The 19,720-nt window shown below is 56.2% G+C and carries 16 protein-coding genes; 6 read left to right on the forward strand and 10 right to left on the reverse strand.

Features of this window, described 5'->3' with window-relative positions:
* Nucleotides 1-14 precede the first annotated feature (14 nt).
* From hofC to nadC, 4 genes are all read right to left on the reverse strand, one after another.
* Nucleotides 15-1,199, reverse strand: a complete 1,185-nt coding sequence (hofC, locus tag GVO84_RS03825) for a protein transport protein HofC (RefSeq protein ID WP_159515517.1) — start codon at nucleotides 1,197-1,199, stop codon at nucleotides 15-17.
* Nucleotides 1,189-2,571 carry a type II secretion system protein GspE gene (gene gspE / locus GVO84_RS03830; RefSeq protein ID WP_159515518.1) on the reverse strand — a complete coding sequence of 461 codons (1,383 nt, stop codon included), beginning with the start codon at nucleotides 2,569-2,571 and terminating at the stop codon, nucleotides 1,189-1,191. The genes hofC and gspE overlap by 11 nt, the downstream gene beginning before the upstream one ends.
* Before the next feature lie 10 nt (nucleotides 2,572-2,581).
* A complete protein-coding gene (gene ppdD / locus GVO84_RS03835; protein WP_159515519.1) occupies nucleotides 2,582-3,019 on the reverse strand; it encodes a prepilin peptidase-dependent pilin in 438 nt (145 codons plus the stop codon).
* Nucleotides 3,020-3,193: 174 nt separating this feature from the next.
* Complete coding sequence (gene nadC / locus GVO84_RS03840) at nucleotides 3,194-4,087, reverse strand: carboxylating nicotinate-nucleotide diphosphorylase (RefSeq protein WP_159515520.1); 894 nt, start codon at nucleotides 4,085-4,087, stop codon at nucleotides 3,194-3,196.
* A gap of 87 nt (nucleotides 4,088-4,174) precedes the next feature.
* On the opposite strand from nadC, the gene ampD reads away from it, so the two are divergent.
* Both ampD and ampE read left to right on the forward strand, forming a co-directional pair.
* Nucleotides 4,175-4,726, forward strand: a complete 552-nt coding sequence (gene ampD, locus GVO84_RS03845; protein ID WP_159515521.1) for a 1,6-anhydro-N-acetylmuramyl-L-alanine amidase AmpD — start codon at nucleotides 4,175-4,177, stop codon at nucleotides 4,724-4,726.
* 9 nt (nucleotides 4,727-4,735) lie between these two features.
* The gene (ampE, locus tag GVO84_RS03850; protein WP_159515522.1) at nucleotides 4,736-5,590 is read left to right on the forward strand and encodes a beta-lactamase regulator AmpE; all 855 of its coding nucleotides are present in this window, start codon (nucleotides 4,736-4,738) and stop codon (nucleotides 5,588-5,590) included.
* Between the two features lie 18 nt (nucleotides 5,591-5,608).
* Here ampE and GVO84_RS03855 read toward each other — a convergent pair whose 3' ends face one another.
* The 4 genes from GVO84_RS03855 to GVO84_RS03870 form a co-directional block, all read right to left on the reverse strand.
* Nucleotides 5,609-6,559: a glycoside hydrolase family 43 protein gene (locus GVO84_RS03855; protein WP_121425027.1), complete on the reverse strand. Its 951-nt coding sequence runs from the start codon at nucleotides 6,557-6,559 to the stop codon at nucleotides 5,609-5,611.
* Nucleotides 6,560-6,569: 10 nt separating this feature from the next.
* Complete coding sequence (locus GVO84_RS03860) at nucleotides 6,570-7,967, reverse strand: glycoside-pentoside-hexuronide (GPH):cation symporter (protein WP_159515523.1); 1,398 nt, start codon at nucleotides 7,965-7,967, stop codon at nucleotides 6,570-6,572.
* Between the two features lie 164 nt (nucleotides 7,968-8,131).
* Nucleotides 8,132-9,502 carry an aromatic amino acid transporter AroP gene (aroP, locus tag GVO84_RS03865; RefSeq protein ID WP_121425028.1) on the reverse strand — a complete coding sequence of 457 codons (1,371 nt, stop codon included), beginning with the start codon at nucleotides 9,500-9,502 and terminating at the stop codon, nucleotides 8,132-8,134.
* Between the two features lie 46 nt (nucleotides 9,503-9,548).
* Nucleotides 9,549-9,776, reverse strand: a complete 228-nt coding sequence (locus GVO84_RS03870; protein WP_159515524.1) for a hypothetical protein — start codon at nucleotides 9,774-9,776, stop codon at nucleotides 9,549-9,551.
* A 263-nt stretch (nucleotides 9,777-10,039) separates the two neighbouring features.
* On the opposite strand from GVO84_RS03870, the gene pdhR reads away from it, so the two are divergent.
* The 4 genes from pdhR (at nucleotide 10,040) to lpdA (ending at nucleotide 17,101) form a co-directional block, all read left to right on the forward strand.
* Nucleotides 10,040-10,804, forward strand: a complete 765-nt coding sequence (gene pdhR, locus GVO84_RS03875) for a pyruvate dehydrogenase complex transcriptional repressor PdhR (protein ID WP_008501960.1) — start codon at nucleotides 10,040-10,042, stop codon at nucleotides 10,802-10,804.
* Between the two features lie 123 nt (nucleotides 10,805-10,927).
* Nucleotides 10,928-13,591, forward strand: coding sequence for a pyruvate dehydrogenase (acetyl-transferring), homodimeric type (gene aceE / locus GVO84_RS03880; protein ID WP_059310644.1), 2,664 nt, complete (start codon nucleotides 10,928-10,930; stop codon nucleotides 13,589-13,591).
* Between the two features lie 14 nt (nucleotides 13,592-13,605).
* Nucleotides 13,606-15,501 (forward strand): pyruvate dehydrogenase complex dihydrolipoyllysine-residue acetyltransferase, encoded by a 1,896-nt coding sequence (aceF, locus tag GVO84_RS03885; RefSeq protein WP_159515525.1) that lies wholly within the window; start codon nucleotides 13,606-13,608, stop codon nucleotides 15,499-15,501.
* 175 nt (nucleotides 15,502-15,676) lie between these two features.
* Nucleotides 15,677-17,101 (forward strand): dihydrolipoyl dehydrogenase, encoded by a 1,425-nt coding sequence (lpdA, locus tag GVO84_RS03890; protein WP_003856313.1) that lies wholly within the window; start codon nucleotides 15,677-15,679, stop codon nucleotides 17,099-17,101.
* 53 nt (nucleotides 17,102-17,154) lie between these two features.
* On the opposite strand, the gene GVO84_RS03895 is transcribed toward lpdA, so the two are convergent.
* Nucleotides 17,155-17,946 carry a DUF2950 family protein gene (locus GVO84_RS03895; protein WP_159515526.1) on the reverse strand — a complete coding sequence of 264 codons (792 nt, stop codon included), beginning with the start codon at nucleotides 17,944-17,946 and terminating at the stop codon, nucleotides 17,155-17,157.
* A gap of 10 nt (nucleotides 17,947-17,956) precedes the next feature.
* Nucleotides 17,957-19,522, reverse strand: coding sequence for a DUF3300 domain-containing protein (locus GVO84_RS03900; protein WP_159515527.1), 1,566 nt, complete (start codon nucleotides 19,520-19,522; stop codon nucleotides 17,957-17,959).
* Between the last annotated feature and the right edge of the window lie 198 nt (nucleotides 19,523-19,720).

The following is a 19,720-nucleotide window of genomic DNA, read 5'->3' on the forward strand; positions in this document are numbered from 1 at the left end:
CACTGTTCTCTGCACTAGCCCGCGCTCATCGCATCTCCCAGATGGAAAATCGGCAGGTACATTGCCACCACCAGCGTGCCGATGATGACCCCTGTCACAATCAGAAGCACCGGCTCAAGAAGTGCCGCCAGATTATCTGCCCGTTGAAAGGTCTGTTCCGTGTGGTGTCGGGCGAGGTTTGCCAGCATGATGTCCAGCGCACCTGACATTTCGCCGGTGCGTAAAAGCTGAATACAGAGCGGGGTAAAGATGGCCGCTTTCTGAAAGGATGACCAGACGGGGAGGCCTTTTTCAATGTCCTCCCGAACGCTGCGCAGTATTCCCCGCCAGTAGCGACTTTCAACGGTCTCCTCCGCACTCTCCAGTCCCTGTAAAAAGGGGATACCGGCCCGCTGCGTGAGTGACAGCACGGTAAAGATGTGCCCCAGTTTTTGACCTTTTGCCAGTGCGCCCAGAACGGGCGCGTGCATCAGCATGCGCTGCCAGCGAGGGTTCTGCCGCAGAGCCCAGGCGGCGGCTAAGGGCGCTAATAACGCGGCGAACAACGCAAGGGCATATGACCGCATAAATGCGGCCATCCCCATGACCATTTGCGTCAGCAGCGGAAGCGGAGTGTTAAACGTTTTGTAGATCGCGGCAAACTCGGGCAAGACCAGGGTGACCATCGCCAGCACCACGAGTATGGCCAGGGTCAGGACGATCGCCGGGTAGCGCAGCGCCTTTCTCACTTTCGCACTGAGCTGCTGCTGCGCTTTTTGCTGCTGCGCAAGCTGGCGACAGCACTCCTCCAGCTTTCCTGTGAGCTCACCGGTTTTCACCATCGAGACATGCAGTGGGCTAAAAACGGCTGGCCACTTTTTTAGCGACTCAGAAAAGGGAGCTCCCTCACTGAGCTCATCGGCAATGCTTTGCAGCAGCGCCTGCCAGGGTTTTAACGGATGTTGCTCTGCCAGCATCTGCAGGCTGTGGGACAATGTCAGCCCGGCCTGCAGAAGCGTTGCGAGCTGGCGAAACATCTCGTAGCAGTGATGCGGCCGCCAGCGGTGTCGCTGAGCGCATCGGGTCAGCGTCAGAGGATGGAGGTCGCTGCGCATCAGCCTGGTGAAGGCGGCATTGCGGTCTGTGGCCCAGAGCGTCCCGCTTCGGGGTTCTCCTTCCTGGGTGAGCGCTCGCCAGCGCCAGAGCTGATTAGCAGCCATCGGGCATGCCCAGGACGCGCACCAGCTCTTCGAGCGTGGTCAGGCCTTGTTCGACGGCCATGCAGCCGTGCTCAAAAAGAGAAATCATTCCCGCCTGCCGGGCGCTTGCCTCTATTACTTCTGTTCCCGCCCCGCTGGCAATGGCCTGCCGCAGGGCATTGTCGATCGCGAGTACCTCAAAAATGGCCACGCGGCCATAAAAACCGTGATAGCAGCGATCGCAGCCGGTGGGCTGCCAGAGTGGAAGCGGTCTGGACCATACGGCGCGGGGTAATTCAGCCTGCTCGCTGGCTTCCCGACGACAGTGCGGGCACAGACGCCGGACCAGCCGCTGGGCAATCACCATCGACAGCGCGGAAGATATCATCCAGCGGGCGACGCCCATCTGCTCCAGGCGAATGAGCGTTTCCGTCGTCGAGTTGGTGTGCAGCGTTGACAGCACCAGATGACCGGTTTGGGCGGCATTAATGGCAATGTCTGCCGTTTCGCCGTCACGGATTTCGCCGACCATAATGATGTCTGGATCCTGACGCAGCAGCGCCCGCAGCACGCTCTGGAATGTTAAGCCCGCCCGGGGATTAATCTGCGTCTGGTTTAATCCCGCAAGGGGGATCTCAATGGGATCCTCCACGCTACATATGTTGACGTCAGGGGTGTTACGCGCCTGCAGCGCGCTGTACAGCGTCACGGTTTTGCCGCTGCCGGTAGGGCCGGTGACCAGAATCAGCCCCTGCGGCTGGTGAAGGACCTCAGTAAAACAGGCCAGCTGTTCAGCACTCATGCCAAGCGCGTTTGGCTCGAGGGCCTGCTGAACCTGATGCAGTAGACGCAGCACAATTTTCTCGCCGCCGCTGCAGGGAAGCGTCGCGATTCGAAACGAGACCGGCGCGTTTGCCAGCTCAATCGTAAACTGGCCGTCCTGAGGCAAACGACGTTCTGCAATATCCAGGTTACCCAGCACTTTTAAACGTGCGCTGAACAGACTTGCCAGCGAGGCGGAAAGCGAAGGCTGGGGGCAAAGAACCCCGTCGATGCGTAAACGGATCTGGCACGCGTGCTCCATCGGTTCGATATGAATGTCGGAGGCGCGCTGGTTGATTGCCTGCTGCAGCGTGTGGTTGAGAATATCCACCGTTGAGTGTGTTTGCGAAACAACGGGCAGATGCGATTGTGACGTTAGCTGCCGGTGTTTTTCCATGCGCTCAGCGCTCCAGCACTCAATATCAATCCGTTTCTGGGTCGCGAAGCGCAGCGCCTCCATCAGTTCAGCCGCGGGGCTGCCCACGACGGCGATGCTGACCATGTCACTGTCGCTGGTGAGCAGCAGAGCGTGATGGCGCAGGCAAAGCGCCACGAGTTGATCGGTATTCATTATCCGCTCCTCAGTTATTGTCGAAGCGGAAAACGTCTTCGCAGGCCTGTTTCAGGGCGCTGTCAGCACCGATGCTGCAGTCGCGCGTCCAGCCCGTCATACCGTTGCCGTCGCTCCACCGTGGCGTCATGGTTACCGTCAGACCGTTAAGACTCTCCTGTCCTGTTAAGGTCACGATCCCTTTAGCCACGCTCATTCCTGAAACGTAGCGGGTCGTGGTGGGGGAAGGGATACCGTTACTGCCAGCATCGCAGCTCTCCACGCCACCGTGATCCAGCGCGCAAAGCTCGATGGCCGTACGGTAGGGAACGAAGGTTTGCAGCATATCGGTCAGCGCCGCCTTGCGCAGGTAGTTCTGATAGGCGGGAACGCCGATGGCGCTCAGAATCGCAATGATGCCAATGACCACCATCAGCTCAATAAGTGTGAAGCCTTGTTGTCTTTCCATATCTGCTCCTTGTGCAAAGTGGCGCTACTTTGTCAGCGGGAAAGTGCAGAAACGAGGGGCAAAAAAAGGAACGGGAAGGGGTCTTCAGAGAATTTATTCAGTGTTGCAGGGTAGAACAGCGGATATGCGAGCGGGGCTGAAATTCCCCTCTCCGGGTGGAGAGGGGAGAATGCGTTATTTGAAGCGCATTGAGAGGTCGAGAGCGCGAACGTGTTTGGTCAGCGCGCCGACGGAGACGTAATCCACGCCGGTTTCGGCGAATTCACGGATCGTTTCGAAAGTGACGTTCCCGGACACTTCAAGCTGGGCCCGGCCGTTTGTCAGTTTTACCGCCTCGCGCATCTGCTCTGTTTCGAAGTTATCGAGCATGATGATATCGGCCCCGGCCTTAATCGCCTGCTCAAGCTCTTCCAGGCTTTCGACCTCCACCTCAACAGGCACATCCGGGTGCAGCCAGAAGGCTTTCTCAACCGCCTGACGCACGGAGCCAGAGGCAATAATGTGGTTCTCTTTTATCAGGAAGGCGTCGGATAAGCCCAGACGATGGTTCGCGCCGCCGCCGCAGAGCACCGCATACTTCAGCGCGGTGCGCAGGCCCGGCAGCGTTTTGCGGGTATCCAGCAGCTGGGTGCGGGTGCCTGCCAGCAGGTCAACGTAGCGACGCACTTCACTGGCCACGCCTGAGAGCGTTTGTACAAAATTAAGCGCGGTACGTTCGCCGGTCAGCAAGACGCGGGAAGGACCGTCCAGTTCGAACAGCGGCTGGTTGGCCGTGACTGCGTCGCCGTCTTCAACATGCCAGGTCACCTGCACATCATCGCCCGCCAGCTGGGTAAAGACCTCTTCAACCCAACGCTTGCCGCAAAAGACGCCGTCTTCACGGGTGATAATGACCGCGTGGGAGCGTGTCTCTTTTGGCAATAATTGTGCGGTAATATCCTTATCAGCGTTAACGTCACCGCCCAGATCTTCTTTCAAAGCATGGGAGACGCTTGCCGGAATATCCATATTAATACGTTCCAGAAGCGCTTCACGTCGGTGGTCGGGGTTATAGCGGCGAGGCGGCATGATAAAACTCCAAATTGGTAACGAATCATAATATTGAAACATGCTACTCTGAACCGAGTCATTGCACCATACAGAAGGAGTTCCAGCATGTTGTTAGAAAACGGATGGCTGGTGGATGCGCGGCATATGCCTTCGCCGCACCACGACTGCCGCCCGGAGGATGAAAAGCCCACACTGCTGGTGGTTCATAATATAAGTCTCCCGCCGGGTGAGTTTGGCGGTCCGTGGATCGATGCGTTATTCACGGGAACGATAGATCCGAATGCTCATCCCTTCTTCGCTGAAATTGCGCATCTGCGCGTATCGGCTCACTGCCTGATTCGTCGCGATGGTGAAGTGGTTCAGTATGTTCCCTTTGATAAGCGCGCCTGGCATGCCGGGGTGTCGATGTATCACGGGCGCGAACGGTGCAACGATTTTTCCATCGGGATTGAACTGGAAGGCACGGATACGACGCCCTACACCGATTCACAGTATCAACAGCTGGCGGCTGTAACCCGCACGCTTATTGGACTCTACCCGGCTATCGCCGACAATATCACGGGACACAGTGATATCGCCCCGGAGAGAAAAACCGATCCCGGTCCGGCCTTTGACTGGCCCCGGTTTCGCGCCATGCTCACCGCGTCGTCAGAATAAGGAGATACCATGACGTTGTTTACCATGCTGCTGGTTATCATCGCTGAACGCCTGTTCAAGCTCGGCGAGCACTGGCATCTGGATCACCGGCTGGAGGTGTTATTCCGCCGGATTAAGCACTTTTCCATGCTGCGCACGCTGCTGATGATGGCGGGCGTGATGGTCATTACGTTCCTGCTCCTGCGCTCGCTGCACGGACTGTTTTTCAACGTGCCGCTGCTGGTGGTGTGGATCCTGCTTGGCGTGCTGTGCATTGGTGCGGGCAAGGTGCGTTTGCACTATCACGCCTACCTGAAAGCCGCCTCCCGTGACGATGCCCATGCGCGCGGTGCCATGGCGAGCGAACTGACCATGATCCACGGCGTGCCGCCGGACTGCGACGAGCGCGAATTTCTACGCGAGCTGCAAAACGCGCTGCTGTGGATTAACTTCCGTTACTACCTGGCACCGCTGTTCTGGTTTGTGGTGGGCGGCCCGTGGGGGCCGGTACTGCTGATGGGGTATGCGTTTCTGCGCGCCTGGCAGACCTGGCTTGCCCGTTATCTGACGCCGCACGAACGCCTGCAGTCCGGTATTGATGCCATCCTGCACGTGCTCGACTGGCTTCCGGTGCGTCTGGTGGGCGTGGTGTACGCGTTAATTGGTCACGGTGAAAAAGCGCTGCCCGCATGGTTCGCGTCTCTTGCCGATCGCCATACGTCGCAGTACCAGGTGCTAACGCGTCTGGCGCAGTTCTCGCTGGCGCGTGAGCCGCATACCGACAAGATTGAAACGCCGAAGGCCGCTGTCTCGATGGCGAAGAAAACCTCGTTCGTGGTGGTGGTGATCGTGGCACTGCTGACGATTTACGGCACGCTGGTGTAGGCCAGCGCGCCGCAAAAACTAAAGCGTATCCGCGGGCGGGATGCCGAAATCAGGCATCCCGTTTTCATTCCAGCGGACGCGCTTCAGGCGGGTATGGCGATTCGGATCGTACAGCGGATCGCCTTCAATTTCGGTGTAATTGCGCGCGTGATACACCAGCACATCTTCCCCTTCGGGCGTTTGCGTAAAGCTGTTGTGTCCCGGGCCGAACTGGCGGTTCTCATAGCTGGTAACGAACACTGGACGCGGGGATTTGTGCCAGTTTGCCGGGTTTTGCGGATCGGCATTCAGGTCTATCCACAGTAACCCCATGCAGTAGTTCTCGTCGGTCGCGCTGGCGGAATAGCTGATAAACAGCTTATCGCCGTGAACCAGCACCGCCGGACCCTCGTTGACCCAGAAACCGCGGCACTCCCAGTCATACTCCGGCTTGCTGAGCATCACCGGCTCGCCTTTCAGCGTCCACGGGTTCTCCATTTCGCAAAGATAAAGATTAGAGTTACCGGAAATATGCGGGGCTTTTTGCGCCCACAGGTACCAGCGTTTGCCCTGATGCACGAACGTGGTAGCGTCCAGCGCAAAGGTGTCGAACGGCGTTTTTATTTGGCCTTTTTCTACCCACGCGCCGGTGAGCGGATCGCTGTCGGCACATTCAACAGCAAACATACGGTGCTGGAACATCCCGAGCGCGTCGAGCGCCTGGGTGTGCGTCGCGGCAAAATAGATGTACCACTTGCCGTCAATGTGGTGCAGTTCCGGCGCCCAGATTAGCTGACTCATCGGGCCGCTCTCGGGTTTACGCCAGACAACGACCTCTTCAGCGTCGCGTAGCCCTTCCAGCGTGTCGGCGCGGCGGATCGCCAGCCTGTCGTACTCCGGCACGGAGGCAATGAAATAGTATTGCCCCTCGTGATGCAAAATATACGGATCGGCGCGTTGCTCAATAAACGGGTTTGGCCAGGTTTGCATTCAGCTTTCCTTATTTAGTCTCAGCGGCTTTAAGTTCCTGATAATCGTTCAGCTCGCGGTAGTTGGCGCGACGCTTTTCCAGATCGGACTGGATCTGCTTCATGGTTTCGCGGTCCACTTTCAGCAGACGTACCACGCCAGCGGTAATTAAGTATCCAATGCCGGGAATGACGGTAAAGAGCAGCACGATCCCGTTAATGGCGTCCGCGCTTTGCGCTTTGGCGCCCGCGTCATAACCGTACCAGGAGAGCAGGAAGCCGACCATCGCGCCGGCAATCGCCAGGCCCAGCTTCAGGAAGAAGATGTTGCCGGAGAAGCTGATCCCGGTGATGCGTTTCCCGGTTTTCCACTCGCCGTAGTCGTCCACGTCGGCCATCAGCGACCAGTGCAGCGGAGACGGGATCTGGTGCAGGATGTTCAGCAGGAAGTAGAGCACCACGATGGTAACGGTGGCTTTCGGGTCGAAGAAATAAAAGGCGGTTGAGAATACCGCCAGCACGATGTTGGTCCAAAAGAAAACCTTCAGCTTACACCAGCGGTCGGTCAGCACTTTTGCCAGCACGCTGCCGAGCATCATGCCGACTACGCCCAGGCTGATAAACAGCGTGGCGAAGTGGGTGCTCTGGCCCATCACCCAGGTGACGTAATACATGGTGGCCGCCATGCGGATAAAGCCCGGGCAGACATTGCACAGGGTCAGGAGCAGAATGCGTACCCACTGGTCGTTCTTCCACACGTCTTTCAGATCGTTTTTCAGCTCGTCGTTGGTCTGTACCGCCGGGCGCACGCGCTCGCGCACGGTGGCGAAGCAGAACAGGAACATGCAGGTTCCAATCAACGCCAGCACGGTCATCGCCATCTGATAGCCTTTGGCCTTGTTGTCCCCACCAAACCAGTCGGCCATTGGCAGCAGCGTCAGAGACAGCAGTAGCGTGGCGATGCCGACCAGCACGAAGCGATACGACTGGCAGGCGACGCGTTCTTTTGGATCGTTGGTGATCACCCCGCCGAGCGAGCAGTAGGGAATGTTGATTGCCGTATAGGTCAAAGAGAGCAGGAAGTAGGTGACAAACGCATAGATAACTTTGCTGTTATAGCTCCACTCTGGCGTGGTGAACATCAGGATGCTGAACAGCGCGTAGGGGAACGCAATCCACAGCAGCCATGGACGAAACCGGCCATATTTACTGCGGGTACGGTCGGCAATCGCGCCCATGATCGGGTCCGTTACGGCGTCAATCACGCGGACGGAAAGCAGCAGCACGCCGACCAGCGCAGGCGCCAGGCCAAAAATATCCGTATAAAAATAGTTAACAAACAGCATGATGGCGCCGAAGATGATGTTGCATCCCGCGTCGCCCATCCCATAGCCGATCTTTTCTTTTACTGACAGTGTGTTGTTATCCATCGACAGCTCTCCGGTTTACGGTATGGAGAGAATTATTCGCTGGCAAAGGAATATATGCGTTGCAGTATCAGGGCGGTGATATGGATAAATGCGCTGTGGGCGTGAAAGTGTGAGGGAGGTAACACCGCGCGGCACCCGCAAAAGCAGGCGCCGCGGAGAGAGGCTTAGTGGGCCTTCATGGCATTACGGCTTTTCTGGCTGAAGAGATAGCCAACGCCCAGGATCGCAATCCAGACCGGGATCAGGTAGACGGAAATCGCCATACCCGGGGTGATCAGCATGATCACCAGCACGGCCGCCATGAACACCAGGCAAACCCAGTTGCCCAGCGGGTAAAGCAGGGCAGGGAAGCGGGTGGTAACGCCCTGCTGCTGCTTGGCGCGGCGGAACTTCATGTGCGCCAGGCTGATCATCGCCCAGTTGATGACCAGGGCTGAGACCACCAGCGCCATCAGCAGACCAAACGCCGATTCCGGTGCCAGGTAGTTAATGAGCACGCACAGCGCGGTCACGACTGCCGAAACCAGAATGGTGTTTACCGGCACGCCGCGCTTATCGACGTTGAGCAGCGCTTTTGGCGCGTTGCCCTGCTGGGCCAGGCCGAACAGCATGCGGCTGTTGCAGTACACGCAGCTGTTGTAAACGGAGAGCGCTGCGGTCAGCACCACGATGTTCAGGGCGTTAGCGACAAAGGTGTCGCCCAGCTCGTGGAAGATCAGCACAAACGGGCTGGTGTCGGCGGTCACGCGGGTCCACGGCAGCAGGGAGAGCAGCACGGCCAGCGAGCCCACATAGAAGATCAGAATGCGGTAGATAACCTGGTTAGTGGCTTTTGGAATGCTCTGCTCCGGGTTGTCGGCTTCAGCGGCGGTGATGCCCACCAGCTCCAGGCCGCCGAAGGAGAACATAATGATAGCCATCATCATCACCAGGCCCGTCATGCCGTGAGGCAGGAATCCGCCCTGTTCCCAGAGGTTGCGCACGGTTGCCTGCGGGCCGCCGTTGCCGCTGAACAGCAGCCAGCCGCCGAAGATGATCATCGCCACTACGGCAATCACCTTAATAATGGCAAACCAGAACTCCATTTCCCCGAATACTTTTACGTTGGTCAGGTTAATGGCGTTAATAATGACGAAGAAAGCCGCTGCGGAGGCCCAGGTTGGGATCTCGGGATACCAGAACTGAATGTATTTCCCGACGGCGGTAAGCTCAGCCATGGCAACCAGAACGTACAGCACCCAGTAGTTCCAGCCCGATGCGAAACCGGCAAAGCTGCCCCAGTATTTATAGGCAAAGTGGCTGAAGGAGCCTGCGACCGGCTCTTCAACGACCATTTCACCCAGCTGGCGCATAATCAGAAAGGCAATAAAACCGGCTATCGCGTAACCCAAAATAATGCCGGGACCGGCTGACTGGATAACGGACGCGCTGCCCAGAAACAGGCCGGTACCAATTGCACCGCCCAGTGCGATGAGCTGTATATGGCGGTTTTTAAGCCCGCGCTTTAGCTGATCGCCGTGCTGTTGAGCTTCCATTTGAAACCTCGTGTGTGGTTGTTATATTCACGCTGTGCGTGTGTAATTATGAAAATCCATATTCTGTATTCATTTCTTTACGGTTAACGAGACCGAAAAAAGCGGAGATGACTTCCGTAAGCGCAAGAATAGTGGTAAGCGCCTGTGAATGCACCTGCTTTATGAAGGGGTGATGACGACTTGAATAAAAAGAAAGCATTTGTAAATCGTCCCGCTTATTCTTCCTAACCCAACCTATAGAATAGAAATGCTCCATAAGTGGGCGAATTTTCATTATTTGCCTTGTTGAATCGCTTCAGATTGCAAAAACCCTCGTTTCATTATGGTTAAAACTCCCTCTTAAGGAGTAATCAACTCATTTGTGCAAAGTTACATTTCTGAAACGTTATTTCTGTAAGGTTGTTAAAATGTGCAGGGTTTACTGATTTCAATCAAAACCAATATGGACAGAAGGTGAATACTTTGTTACTTTAGCGATACGAAATAGAAATTGGTAAGACCAATTGACTCCGGGCAAAAAGGCGTAAGACAGGGAATATGGCCTACAGCAAAATTCGCCAACCAAAACTATCTGATGTGATTGAGCAGCAGCTGGAGTTTTTAATCCTCGAAGGGACTCTGCGCCCGGGTGAGAAACTTCCGCCAGAACGCGAGCTGGCAAAACAGTTCGACGTTTCACGTCCCTCTCTGCGTGAGGCGATTCAACGTCTCGAAGCAAAGGGCTTGCTGCTTCGTCGCCAGGGCGGCGGAACCTTTGTGCAAAACAGCCTGTGGCAGAGCTTCAGCGATCCGCTGGTAGAACTTCTCTCTGACCACCCAGAATCCCAGTTTGACCTGCTTGAGACCCGTCACGCGCTTGAAGGTATTGCGGCCTATTACGCCGCACTTCGCAGCACTGATGAAGATCGCGTGCGTATCCGCGAGCTGCATCAGGCCATTGAACGGGCACAGCAGTCCGGCGACTTAGACGCCGAGTCCAGCGCCGTCGTCCAGTATCAAATTGCCGTCACCGAAGCGGCCCACAACGTGGTGCTCCTCCATCTGCTACGCTGCATGGAGCCCATGCTGGCCCAGAACGTTCGTCAGAATTTTGAATTGTTGTATGCCCGTCGGGACATGCTCCCACTGGTAAGCAACCATCGCACCCGAGTATTCGAGGCGATAATGGCCGGGGAACCGGAGCAGGCGCGCGAAGCGTCGCACCGCCATCTGGCTTTCATTGAGGAAATCTTGCTGGACCGCAGCCGTGAACAATCGCGTCGCGAACGTTCATTACGCCGCATACAGCAACGAAAGGATTAAGCGCCAGGTACTTTTAGAGCGCGGCAACTAAACGCAGAACCTGTCTTATTGTGTTCTTACCCAAGAGCACAATGGGACAGGTTCCAGACAAATCAACGTATTAGATAGATAAGGAATACCCCCATGTCAGAACGTCTCCAAAATGACGTGGATCCGATCGAAACTCGCGACTGGCTACAGGCGATCGAATCGGTCATCCGTGAAGAAGGTGTTGAGCGCGCTCAGTATCTGATTGATCAGCTGCTTTCTGAAGCCCGCAAAGGCGGTGTGAAGGTTGCTTCAGGTGCAGGGGCTAGCAACTACGTAAACACGATTGCCGTCGAAGACGAACCGGAATACCCGGGCAATCTGGATCTGGAACGTCGTATCCGTTCTGCAATCCGCTGGAACGCCATCATGACCGTTCTGCGCGCATCCAAGAAAGACCTGGAACTGGGTGGCCACATGGCGTCCTTCCAGTCTTCTGCAACCGTTTACGAAGTGTGCTTCAACCACTTCTTCCGTGCAGCGAACGAGAAAGACGGCGGCGATCTGGTGTACTTCCAGGGCCACATCTCTCCTGGCATCTATGCACGTGCATTCCTGGAAGGTCGTCTGACTGAAGAGCAGATGAACAACTTCCGTCAGGAAGTTCACGGTAAAGGTCTGTCTTCTTACCCGCACCCTAAACTGATGCCTGAATTCTGGCAGTTCCCGACCGTATCTATGGGTCTGGGCCCAATCGGTGCGATCTATCAGGCTAAATTCCTGAAATACCTGGAACACCGTGGTCTGAAAGACACCTCTGAGCAGACCGTTTACGCCTTCCTGGGCGACGGCGAAATGGATGAGCCAGAATCCAAAGGTGCGATCACCATCGCTACCCGTGAGAAGCTGGACAACCTGTGCTTCATCATCAACTGTAACCTGCAGCGTCTGGATGGTCCGGTAACCGGTAACGGCAAGATCATCAACGAACTGGAAGGCATCTTCGCTGGTGCTGGCTGGAACGTGATCAAAGTCATGTGGGGCGGTCGTTGGGATGAGCTGCTGCGTAAAGACACCAGCGGCAAACTGATCCAGCTGATGAACGAAACCGTTGACGGTGACTACCAGACCTTCAAATCCAAAGACGGTGCCTACGTTCGTGAGCACTTCTTCGGTAAATATCCTGAAACCGCAGCACTGGTTGCAGACTGGACTGATGAGCAGATCTGGGCCCTGAACCGCGGTGGTCACGATCCGAAGAAAGTCTACGCTGCACTGAAAAAAGCGCAGGAAACCAAAGGTAAAGCGACTGTAATCCTGGCCCATACCATCAAAGGTTACGGCATGGGTGATACCGCAGAAGGTAAAAACATCGCTCACCAGGTTAAGAAAATGAACATGGACGGCGTGCGTTATATCCGCGACCGTTTCAACGTTCCAGTGACCGATGAGCAGGTAGAAAACCTGTCTTACATCACCTTCCCGGAAGGTTCTGAAGAGCACAAGTACCTGCACGAACGTCGTCAGGCGCTGAAAGGCTACCTGCCAGCTCGTCAGCCAAACTTCACCGAGAAGCTGGAACTGCCAGCGCTGGAAGACTTCTCTCAGCTGCTGGAAGAGCAGAACAAAGAGATCTCTACCACTATCGCTTTCGTTCGTGCCCTGAACGTGATGCTGAAGAACAAGTCGATCAAAGATCGTCTGGTTCCAATCATCGCCGACGAAGCGCGTACTTTCGGTATGGAAGGTCTGTTCCGTCAGATCGGTATCTACAGCCCGAACGGCCAGCAGTACACCCCGCAGGACCGTGAGCAGGTTGCATACTACAAAGAAGACGAGAAAGGTCAGATCCTGCAGGAAGGTATCAACGAGCTGGGCGCAGGCGCATCCTGGCTGGCTGCTGCGACCTCTTACAGCACCAACAACCTGCCGATGATCCCGTTCTACATCTACTACTCCATGTTCGGGTTCCAGCGTATCGGTGACCTGTGCTGGCAGGCAGGCGACCAGCAGGCTCGCGGCTTCCTGGTAGGCGGTACCTCCGGTCGTACGACTCTGAACGGTGAAGGTCTGCAGCACGAAGATGGCCACAGCCACATTCAGTCTCTGACTATCCCTAACTGTATCTCTTACGATCCGTCTTACGCGTACGAAGTGGCAGTCATCATGCATGACGGTCTGCAGCGCATGTACGGTGAAGCGCAAGAGAACATTTACTACTACATCACCACCCTGAACGAAAACTACCACATGCCGGCAATGCCAGCAGGTGCCGAGGAAGGTATCCGTAAAGGTATCTACAAACTCGAAACCCTCGAAGGTAGCAAAGGTAAAGTTCAGCTGCTGGGCTCCGGCTCTATCCTGCGTCACGTACGTGAAGCAGCGCAGATCCTGGCGAAAGACTACGGTGTGGGTTCCGACGTGTACTCTGTGACTTCCTTCACTGAACTGGCGCGTGATGGCCAGGATTGTGAGCGTTGGAACATGCTGCACCCAATGGAAACTCCACGCGTTCCGTACATCGCTCAGGTGATGAACGACGCGCCAGCGGTGGCGTCTACTGACTATATGAAACTGTTCGCTGAGCAGGTTCGTACTTACGTTCCAGCTGATGATTATCGCGTTCTGGGTACTGACGGCTTCGGTCGTTCTGACAGCCGCGAAAACCTGCGTCACCACTTCGAAGTTGATGCTTCTTACGTGGTTGTAGCAGCACTGGGCGAACTGGCTAAACGTGGCGAAATCGATAAGAAAGTGGTTGCGGACGCAATCACCAAATTCAACATCGATGCAGAAAAAGTTAACCCGCGTCTGGCGTAAGAGGTAAAAGAATAATGGCTATCGAAATCAATGTACCGGACATCGGGGCTGATGAAGTTGAAATCACCGAGATCCTGGTCAAAGTAGGCGACAAAGTTGAAGCTGAACAGTCGCTGATCACCGTAGAAGGCGACAAAGCCTCTATGGAAGTCCCGTCTCCTCAGGCTGGCATCGTTAAAGAGATCAAAGTCTCTGTTGGCGATAAAACCGAGACCGGCAAACTGATCATGATTTTCGATTCCGCCGACGGTGCAGCAGCTGCTGCACCTGCGCAGGAAGAGAAGAAAGCCGCTCCGGCCGCCGCTGCTCCAGCAGCTGCCGCGAGCGCGAAAGAAGTGAACGTGCCTGACATCGGCGGTGACGAAGTTGAAGTCACTGAAATCCTGGTGAAAGTGGGCGACACCGTTGCGGCCGAGCAGTCACTGATCACCGTAGAAGGCGACAAAGCCTCTATGGAAGTGCCGGCTCCGTTCGCGGGTACCGTTAAAGAAATCAAGATCAACACTGGTGACAAAGTGTCTACCGGGTCGCTTATCATGATCTTCGAAGTGGCGGGTGCAGAAGGCGCCGCCGCGCCTGCACAGGCCGCTGCTCCGGCTCCGGCTGCTGCACCAGCAGCTGCTGGCGGGGCGAAAGACGTTAACGTACCGGACATCGGCGGTGACGAAGTTGAAGTGACCGAAGTGATGGTGAAAGTGGGCGATAAAGTTGCCGCTGAACAGTCACTGATCACCGTTGAAGGCGACAAGGCTTCTATGGAAGTCCCTGCACCGTTCGCGGGTACCGTTAAAGAGATCAAAATCAGCACCGGCGACAAAGTCTCTACCGGCTCTCTGATCATGGTCTTCGAAGTGGAAGGCGCTGCGCCTGCCGCAGCTCCGGCTGCCGCGGCTGCTCCAGCCCCTGCTGCTGCACCGGCTCAGGCTGCTAAACCAGCCGCTGCCCCTGCTGCTAAAGCAGAAAAATCTGAGTTCGCTGAAAACGACGCTTACGTCCACGCGACCCCGCTGATTCGTCGCCTGGCGCGCGAATTCGGTGTGAACCTGGCGAAAGTGAAAGGGACCGGCCGTAAGGGTCGTATCCTGCGTGAAGACGTTCAGACCTACGTGAAAGACGCGGTGAAACGCGCCGAAGCTGCACCAGCTGCCGCCGCCGGTGGCGGTATCCCGGGCATGCTGCCATGGCCGAAAGTGGACTTCAGCAAGTTCGGCGAAATCGAAGAAGTGGAGCTGGGCCGCATCCAGAAAATCTCTGGTGCTAACCTGAGCCGTAACTGGGTGATGATCCCGCACGTTACGCACTTCGATAAGACCGATATCACCGATCTGGAAGCGTTCCGTAAACAGCAGAACGCTGAAGCAGAGAAGCGCAAACTGGACGTGAAATTCACCCCAGTGGTCTTCATCATGAAAGCCGTTGCCGCTGCCCTTGAGCAGATGCCACGCTTCAACAGCTCCCTGTCCGAAGACGGTCAGAAGCTGACGCTGAAGAAATACATCAACATCGGTGTTGCGGTTGATACGCCAAATGGTCTGGTTGTTCCGGTCTTCAAAGACGTGAACAAGAAGAGCATTACCGAGCTGTCCCGTGAACTGACCGTGATCTCCAAGAAAGCGCGTGATGGTAAGCTGACTGCCGGCGAAATGCAGGGCGGCTGCTTCACTATCTCCAGCATCGGCGGCCTGGGTACCACCCACTTCGCGCCGATCGTGAACGCGCCGGAAGTGGCTATCCTCGGTGTGTCCAAATCAGCGATGGAGCCGGTGTGGAATGGCAAAGAGTTCGTGCCGCGTCTGATGATGCCAATCTCTCTGTCCTTCGACCACCGCGTGATCGACGGTGCTGATGGTGCGCGCTTCATCACCATCATCAACAACACCCTGAGCGACATTCGCCGCCTGGTGATGTAATCGAAAAGCCGGCCAGTCGGCCGGCTTTTTTCTGATAATCTCATGGTGTTTGTGAGGTTATTGGCGAAAGCGACAATTCGTGAGCCGTTTGTTGTTTCAAAATTGTTAACAATTTTGTAAACTGCGGGCGGATAGAACGACCCGGTGGACGACGGGTATAAATTAAGAGGTCATGATGAGCACAGAAATCAAAACTCAGGTCGTAGTACTTGGGGCAGGCCCGGCAGGTTACTCCGCAGCATTCCGTGCAGCGGATTTAGGTCTGGAAACCGTCATCGTAGAACGTTACAGCACCCTCGGCGGTGTTTGTCTGAACGTCGGCTGTATCCCTTCTAAAGCGCTGCTGCACGTAGCGAAAGTTATCGAAGAAGCCAAAGCGCTGGCTGAACACGGTATCGTCTTCGGCGAGCCAAAAACCGATATCGACAAAATTCGTACCTGGAAAGAGAAAGTTATCACTCAGCTGACCGGCGGTCTGGCGGGTATGGCCAAAGGCCGTAAGGTGAAAGTGGTAAACGGTCTGGGTAAATTCACCGGTGCGAACACCCTGGAAGTGGAAGGCGAAAACGGCAAAACCGTGATCAACTTCGACAACGCGATCATCGCGGCAGGCTCTCGCCCAATCGAACTGCCATTCATTCCGCATGAAGATCCACGCGTGTGGGATTCCACCGATGCGCTGGAGCTGAAAACCGTTCCTAAGCGTCTGCTGGTCATGGGCGGCGGTATCATCGGTCTGGAAATGGGTACCGTGTACCATGCGCTGGGTTCAGAGATCGACGTGGTTGAAATGTTCGACCAGGTTATCCCGGCTGCCGACAAAGACATCGTTAAAGTCTTCACCAAACGCATCAGCAAGAAATTCAACCTGATGCTGGAAACCAAAGTGACTGCCGTTGAAGCGAAAGAAGACGGTATTTACGTTTCCATGGAAGGCAAAAAAGCCCCATCCGAACCACAGCGTTACGACGCCGTGCTGGTGGCTATCGGCCGCGTGCCGAACGGTAAAAACCTCGACGCGGGCAAAGCTGGCGTCGAAGTGGACGACCGTGGCTTTATCCGCGTTGACAAACAGCTGCGCACTAACGTGCCGCACATCTTTGCTATCGGCGACATCGTCGGTCAGCCAATGCTGGCGCACAAAGGTGTTCACGAAGGTCACGTTGCCGCTGAAGTTATCGCCGGCATGAAGCACTACTTCGATCCGAAAGTCATTCCATCCATCGCGTACACCGAGCCAGAAGTGGCATGGGTGGGTCTGACCGAGAAAGAAGCGAAAGAGAAAGGCATCAGCTACGAAACCGCCACCTTCCCGTGGGCTGCTTCTGGCCGTGCTATCGCGTCCGACTGCGCTGACGGTATGACCAAACTGATCTTCGACAAAGAGACTCACCGCGTCATCGGTGGTGCGATTGTCGGTACCAACGGCGGCGAGCTGCTGGGTGAAATCGGTCTGGCTATCGAAATGGGCTGTGACGCTGAAGACATCGCGCTGACCATCCACGCTCACCCGACTCTGCACGAGTCCGTGGGTCTGGCGGCAGAAGTGTTTGAAGGCAGCATCACCGACCTGCCAAACGCGAAAGCGAAGAAGAAATAAGTTTCTTCAGATAAAAAAAAGCGGCCAATGGCCGCTTTTTTTATGCGCTGCGTTTAGGGCGACACCGGCTGCCAGGTTTTATCAGGGCCATAGGTGGCTAGCGCCCGGGCTTTCTGCTCTGAATCGCTGCCGAGATCGGACTGGTACACCTTGTCGTCCTGGTTTATCACAAAGCTCATTACGCCCGTCTGACCATAGCTGACCGGCCAGGCAACCATCGCGAAACCGTGATTATCCGGCAGAATTCTAAAGCGATAGCCGTGATAGCCGGTACCAGGCTCTTTCGGGCTAAATGCCGGGCCGAGAGGGCTGGGCGCTTCGCCGGGCGAGGCTGGCCAGTATAGACCGTCTTTTTTCCCTTTCGAGCTGACAATCTTCTGCGCGTATGTCTGGTTCATCGCAAAATAGCTTTGCTGCGCATCAACATAGGCATGTAAGGCTTCAATGGCGGCGAGCTCGTTACGCCCGATTTCGCGGGTCAGGATCTCCTCAGCCCCTTCTTTGATATCGAACTGCCAGCCGGCAGAGGTTTTGATCACCGGGATGGGTAGCTGCCAGCCGCTGTCTCCCACAACCAGATGCGCCGTATCCCCTTCGACAACCGTGTTGTGACGGACGTTCCAGTCGCGCAGGAAGCGATCGACAGCATCCGGATCAACGCCTTCAGGGGGCAGAAAATCGCGCCAGTTCTCTCCGAGCAGGTTGGTCATCGCGCTCTCATTTTGCTCACTGATGGCTTTGGCCAGCGCATCGGTTGCCTGAGCGGGTGTGCTAAAAGACTGCTGCGCCATCACCGAGGCCGAAAGCATGAACAACACGATTCCACTGAGTAGTTTACTTTTCATGTCGGTTCCCTTAGCGATGTCGAATTTCACGGCGTTCAGCACGTCCACCAGACGCCTGACGCGGCTGCTGCTGGCGAGCAGCAAGCTGCCTGCTTTGCGCACCGCGCTGCTGTTGCGCCTGCCAGTTGGCGGAGCGGCTGTCGTTACCGCTCAGCGCATTGGCCCGCGGCTGGTTATTTCGCTGCTGGAGAGGGCGTTGCTGCGCGGGCTGAGAAACCCGCTTCTCTTGTCTCTGCGCGGTGGTCTGGCGATTTTCTCGCTGCTGCGCGGTGCTCCGCTTCGCCGTCTGCGGTTTGGTGTCGTAGCCACGGTAGTTATTGCGCTGCGAAATCTGCTTCAGCTGTTCGCTTGAGGCCTGACGCTGCACATCTTTCGTTCCGGTGCGCGCCGTTTGGGGGAAGGTTTTGCCCGTGGATTTCTCCATCTGGCTCAGCGCGGCCTGACGCTGGCTATCGCGGTTAACCGGTTTTTGCTGCGTTGAACTGAGCCCTGTTGCCGTGTTGGTGGAGTGGAAGCGAGTGTTGAGCTGGTTAGTCGGATAGGGCACGCCTTCCCGGTAGGCCGGGTTGTGCTGCCAGGTGCGGTTGGCGTCCGTCAGGCGCTGCCCACTGATTTTATTGAAGTTATCAACGTTGATATTGATGTTGTTATCACCGTTGCGGTTATAGCCGCCGTGATTGTCCCAGTCATCATCGTGATGGTGGTGGTCCCAGTCATCGTCATCATCCCAGTCGATGTTGCTGAAGATGGCATAGGTTGTGGCGACGCCCAGGCTGAAGCCTAAACCGTTTACGAAGCTGTTGCCAAACTGCTCCCCGGGTGTAGGCGGGAGATAGGTGGGCGGATAGGCGGTGTTTGGCCAGGTCCCGTAAACCGTATTGGGGTTATAGGTAGGGACGTAAACAACCTGCGGATCGGCGGATTCAATTTTGATTACCGTTGGGGCGGGCGCGGACGTCGTGGCTGTCGTTGTCTCAGTGGTGCTGGTTTTCGCTGATGCCGGTTTTGTCACGGTGGTGACCGTCTGCTGAGGCGTGGATTGTAAAGCGCCGGTCTTCTGCGCCAGCGCGCGCAGGCGCTGAACGGAATCCATCACGTCCTTCGGCTGCGCGAGAAACGCATCACCCAGATTTTGTACCCACGGCGGGTTTTCACCCATCAGGGACATAAGCTGAGGAAACGCGACCAGCGATTTTACGCTGGGATCCCAGGGCTGGCTGGCAACGGCCTGAATCGCGGCGTCCCCTTCCATTTTAGGGTTGTCTTTAGACCACTGCGCCGCCTGGATCACGTTGGCCGGATAGGTCGACGCCATTAAAATTTGCGACAGCAGGGCATCCGGGTAGAGCGCGATGGGAGCAACCCATTGATCGATTTGCGCGGCGGTGTAGGCTGGCGCGACAGCAGGGGCGGGCTGGGCTGCGGCAGGCGCTGCCGGTGTAGCCGGCTGTTGTGCGACGGGGGCCGGCGCAGCGGGCTCCGTTGCGCGACTTTTGACAAACATGACGCCTGAGGCGGCAAACAGCCCGGCACTGCACAGAAGGACGAGCAGATGTGGCTTAAAGGGCAACTTCATAAAATGACTCCAACGAGACAAGCGCTGTGCCGTGAGGCGTTACGGTTGGCGTGAGTATTATTCACCCGTCTTTTACTGTTTTGACTTTTATTGGGAAGCGTCCGGTACGTCCGGATAAAGAGTGTGAGTATTTATTACACAATTATATGCGATGCGGGAAAAGGCGCTGGGAATTCAGAAGGCCGCTCTTGCGAGCGG

This window comes from Enterobacter sp. SM3, assembly GCF_009811935.2.
GTDB lineage: Bacteria > Pseudomonadota > Gammaproteobacteria > Enterobacterales > Enterobacteriaceae > Enterobacter > Enterobacter asburiae_D.

Coding starts and splice junctions, on each gene's coding strand:
- hofC (WP_159515517.1), bottom strand. CDS start 1,199: ATGGCTGCTAATCAGCTCTGGCGCTGGCGAGCGCTCACCCAGGAAGGA.
- gspE (WP_159515518.1), bottom strand. CDS start 2,571: ATGAATACCGATCAACTCGTGGCGCTTTGCCTGCGCCATCACGCTCTG.
- ppdD (WP_159515519.1), bottom strand. CDS start 3,019: ATGGAAAGACAACAAGGCTTCACACTTATTGAGCTGATGGTGGTCATT.
- nadC (WP_159515520.1), bottom strand. CDS start 4,087: ATGCCGCCTCGCCGCTATAACCCCGACCACCGACGTGAAGCGCTTCTG.
- ampD (WP_159515521.1), top strand. CDS start 4,175: ATGTTGTTAGAAAACGGATGGCTGGTGGATGCGCGGCATATGCCTTCG.
- ampE (WP_159515522.1), top strand. CDS start 4,736: ATGACGTTGTTTACCATGCTGCTGGTTATCATCGCTGAACGCCTGTTC.
- GVO84_RS03855 (WP_121425027.1), bottom strand. CDS start 6,559: ATGCAAACCTGGCCAAACCCGTTTATTGAGCAACGCGCCGATCCGTAT.
- GVO84_RS03860 (WP_159515523.1), bottom strand. CDS start 7,967: ATGGATAACAACACACTGTCAGTAAAAGAAAAGATCGGCTATGGGATG.
- aroP (WP_121425028.1), bottom strand. CDS start 9,502: ATGGAAGCTCAACAGCACGGCGATCAGCTAAAGCGCGGGCTTAAAAAC.
- GVO84_RS03870 (WP_159515524.1), bottom strand. CDS start 9,776: ATGAAAATTCGCCCACTTATGGAGCATTTCTATTCTATAGGTTGGGTT.
- pdhR (WP_008501960.1), top strand. CDS start 10,040: ATGGCCTACAGCAAAATTCGCCAACCAAAACTATCTGATGTGATTGAG.
- aceE (WP_059310644.1), top strand. CDS start 10,928: ATGTCAGAACGTCTCCAAAATGACGTGGATCCGATCGAAACTCGCGAC.
- aceF (WP_159515525.1), top strand. CDS start 13,606: ATGGCTATCGAAATCAATGTACCGGACATCGGGGCTGATGAAGTTGAA.
- lpdA (WP_003856313.1), top strand. CDS start 15,677: ATGAGCACAGAAATCAAAACTCAGGTCGTAGTACTTGGGGCAGGCCCG.
- GVO84_RS03895 (WP_159515526.1), bottom strand. CDS start 17,946: ATGAAAAGTAAACTACTCAGTGGAATCGTGTTGTTCATGCTTTCGGCC.
- GVO84_RS03900 (WP_159515527.1), bottom strand. CDS start 19,522: ATGAAGTTGCCCTTTAAGCCACATCTGCTCGTCCTTCTGTGCAGTGCC.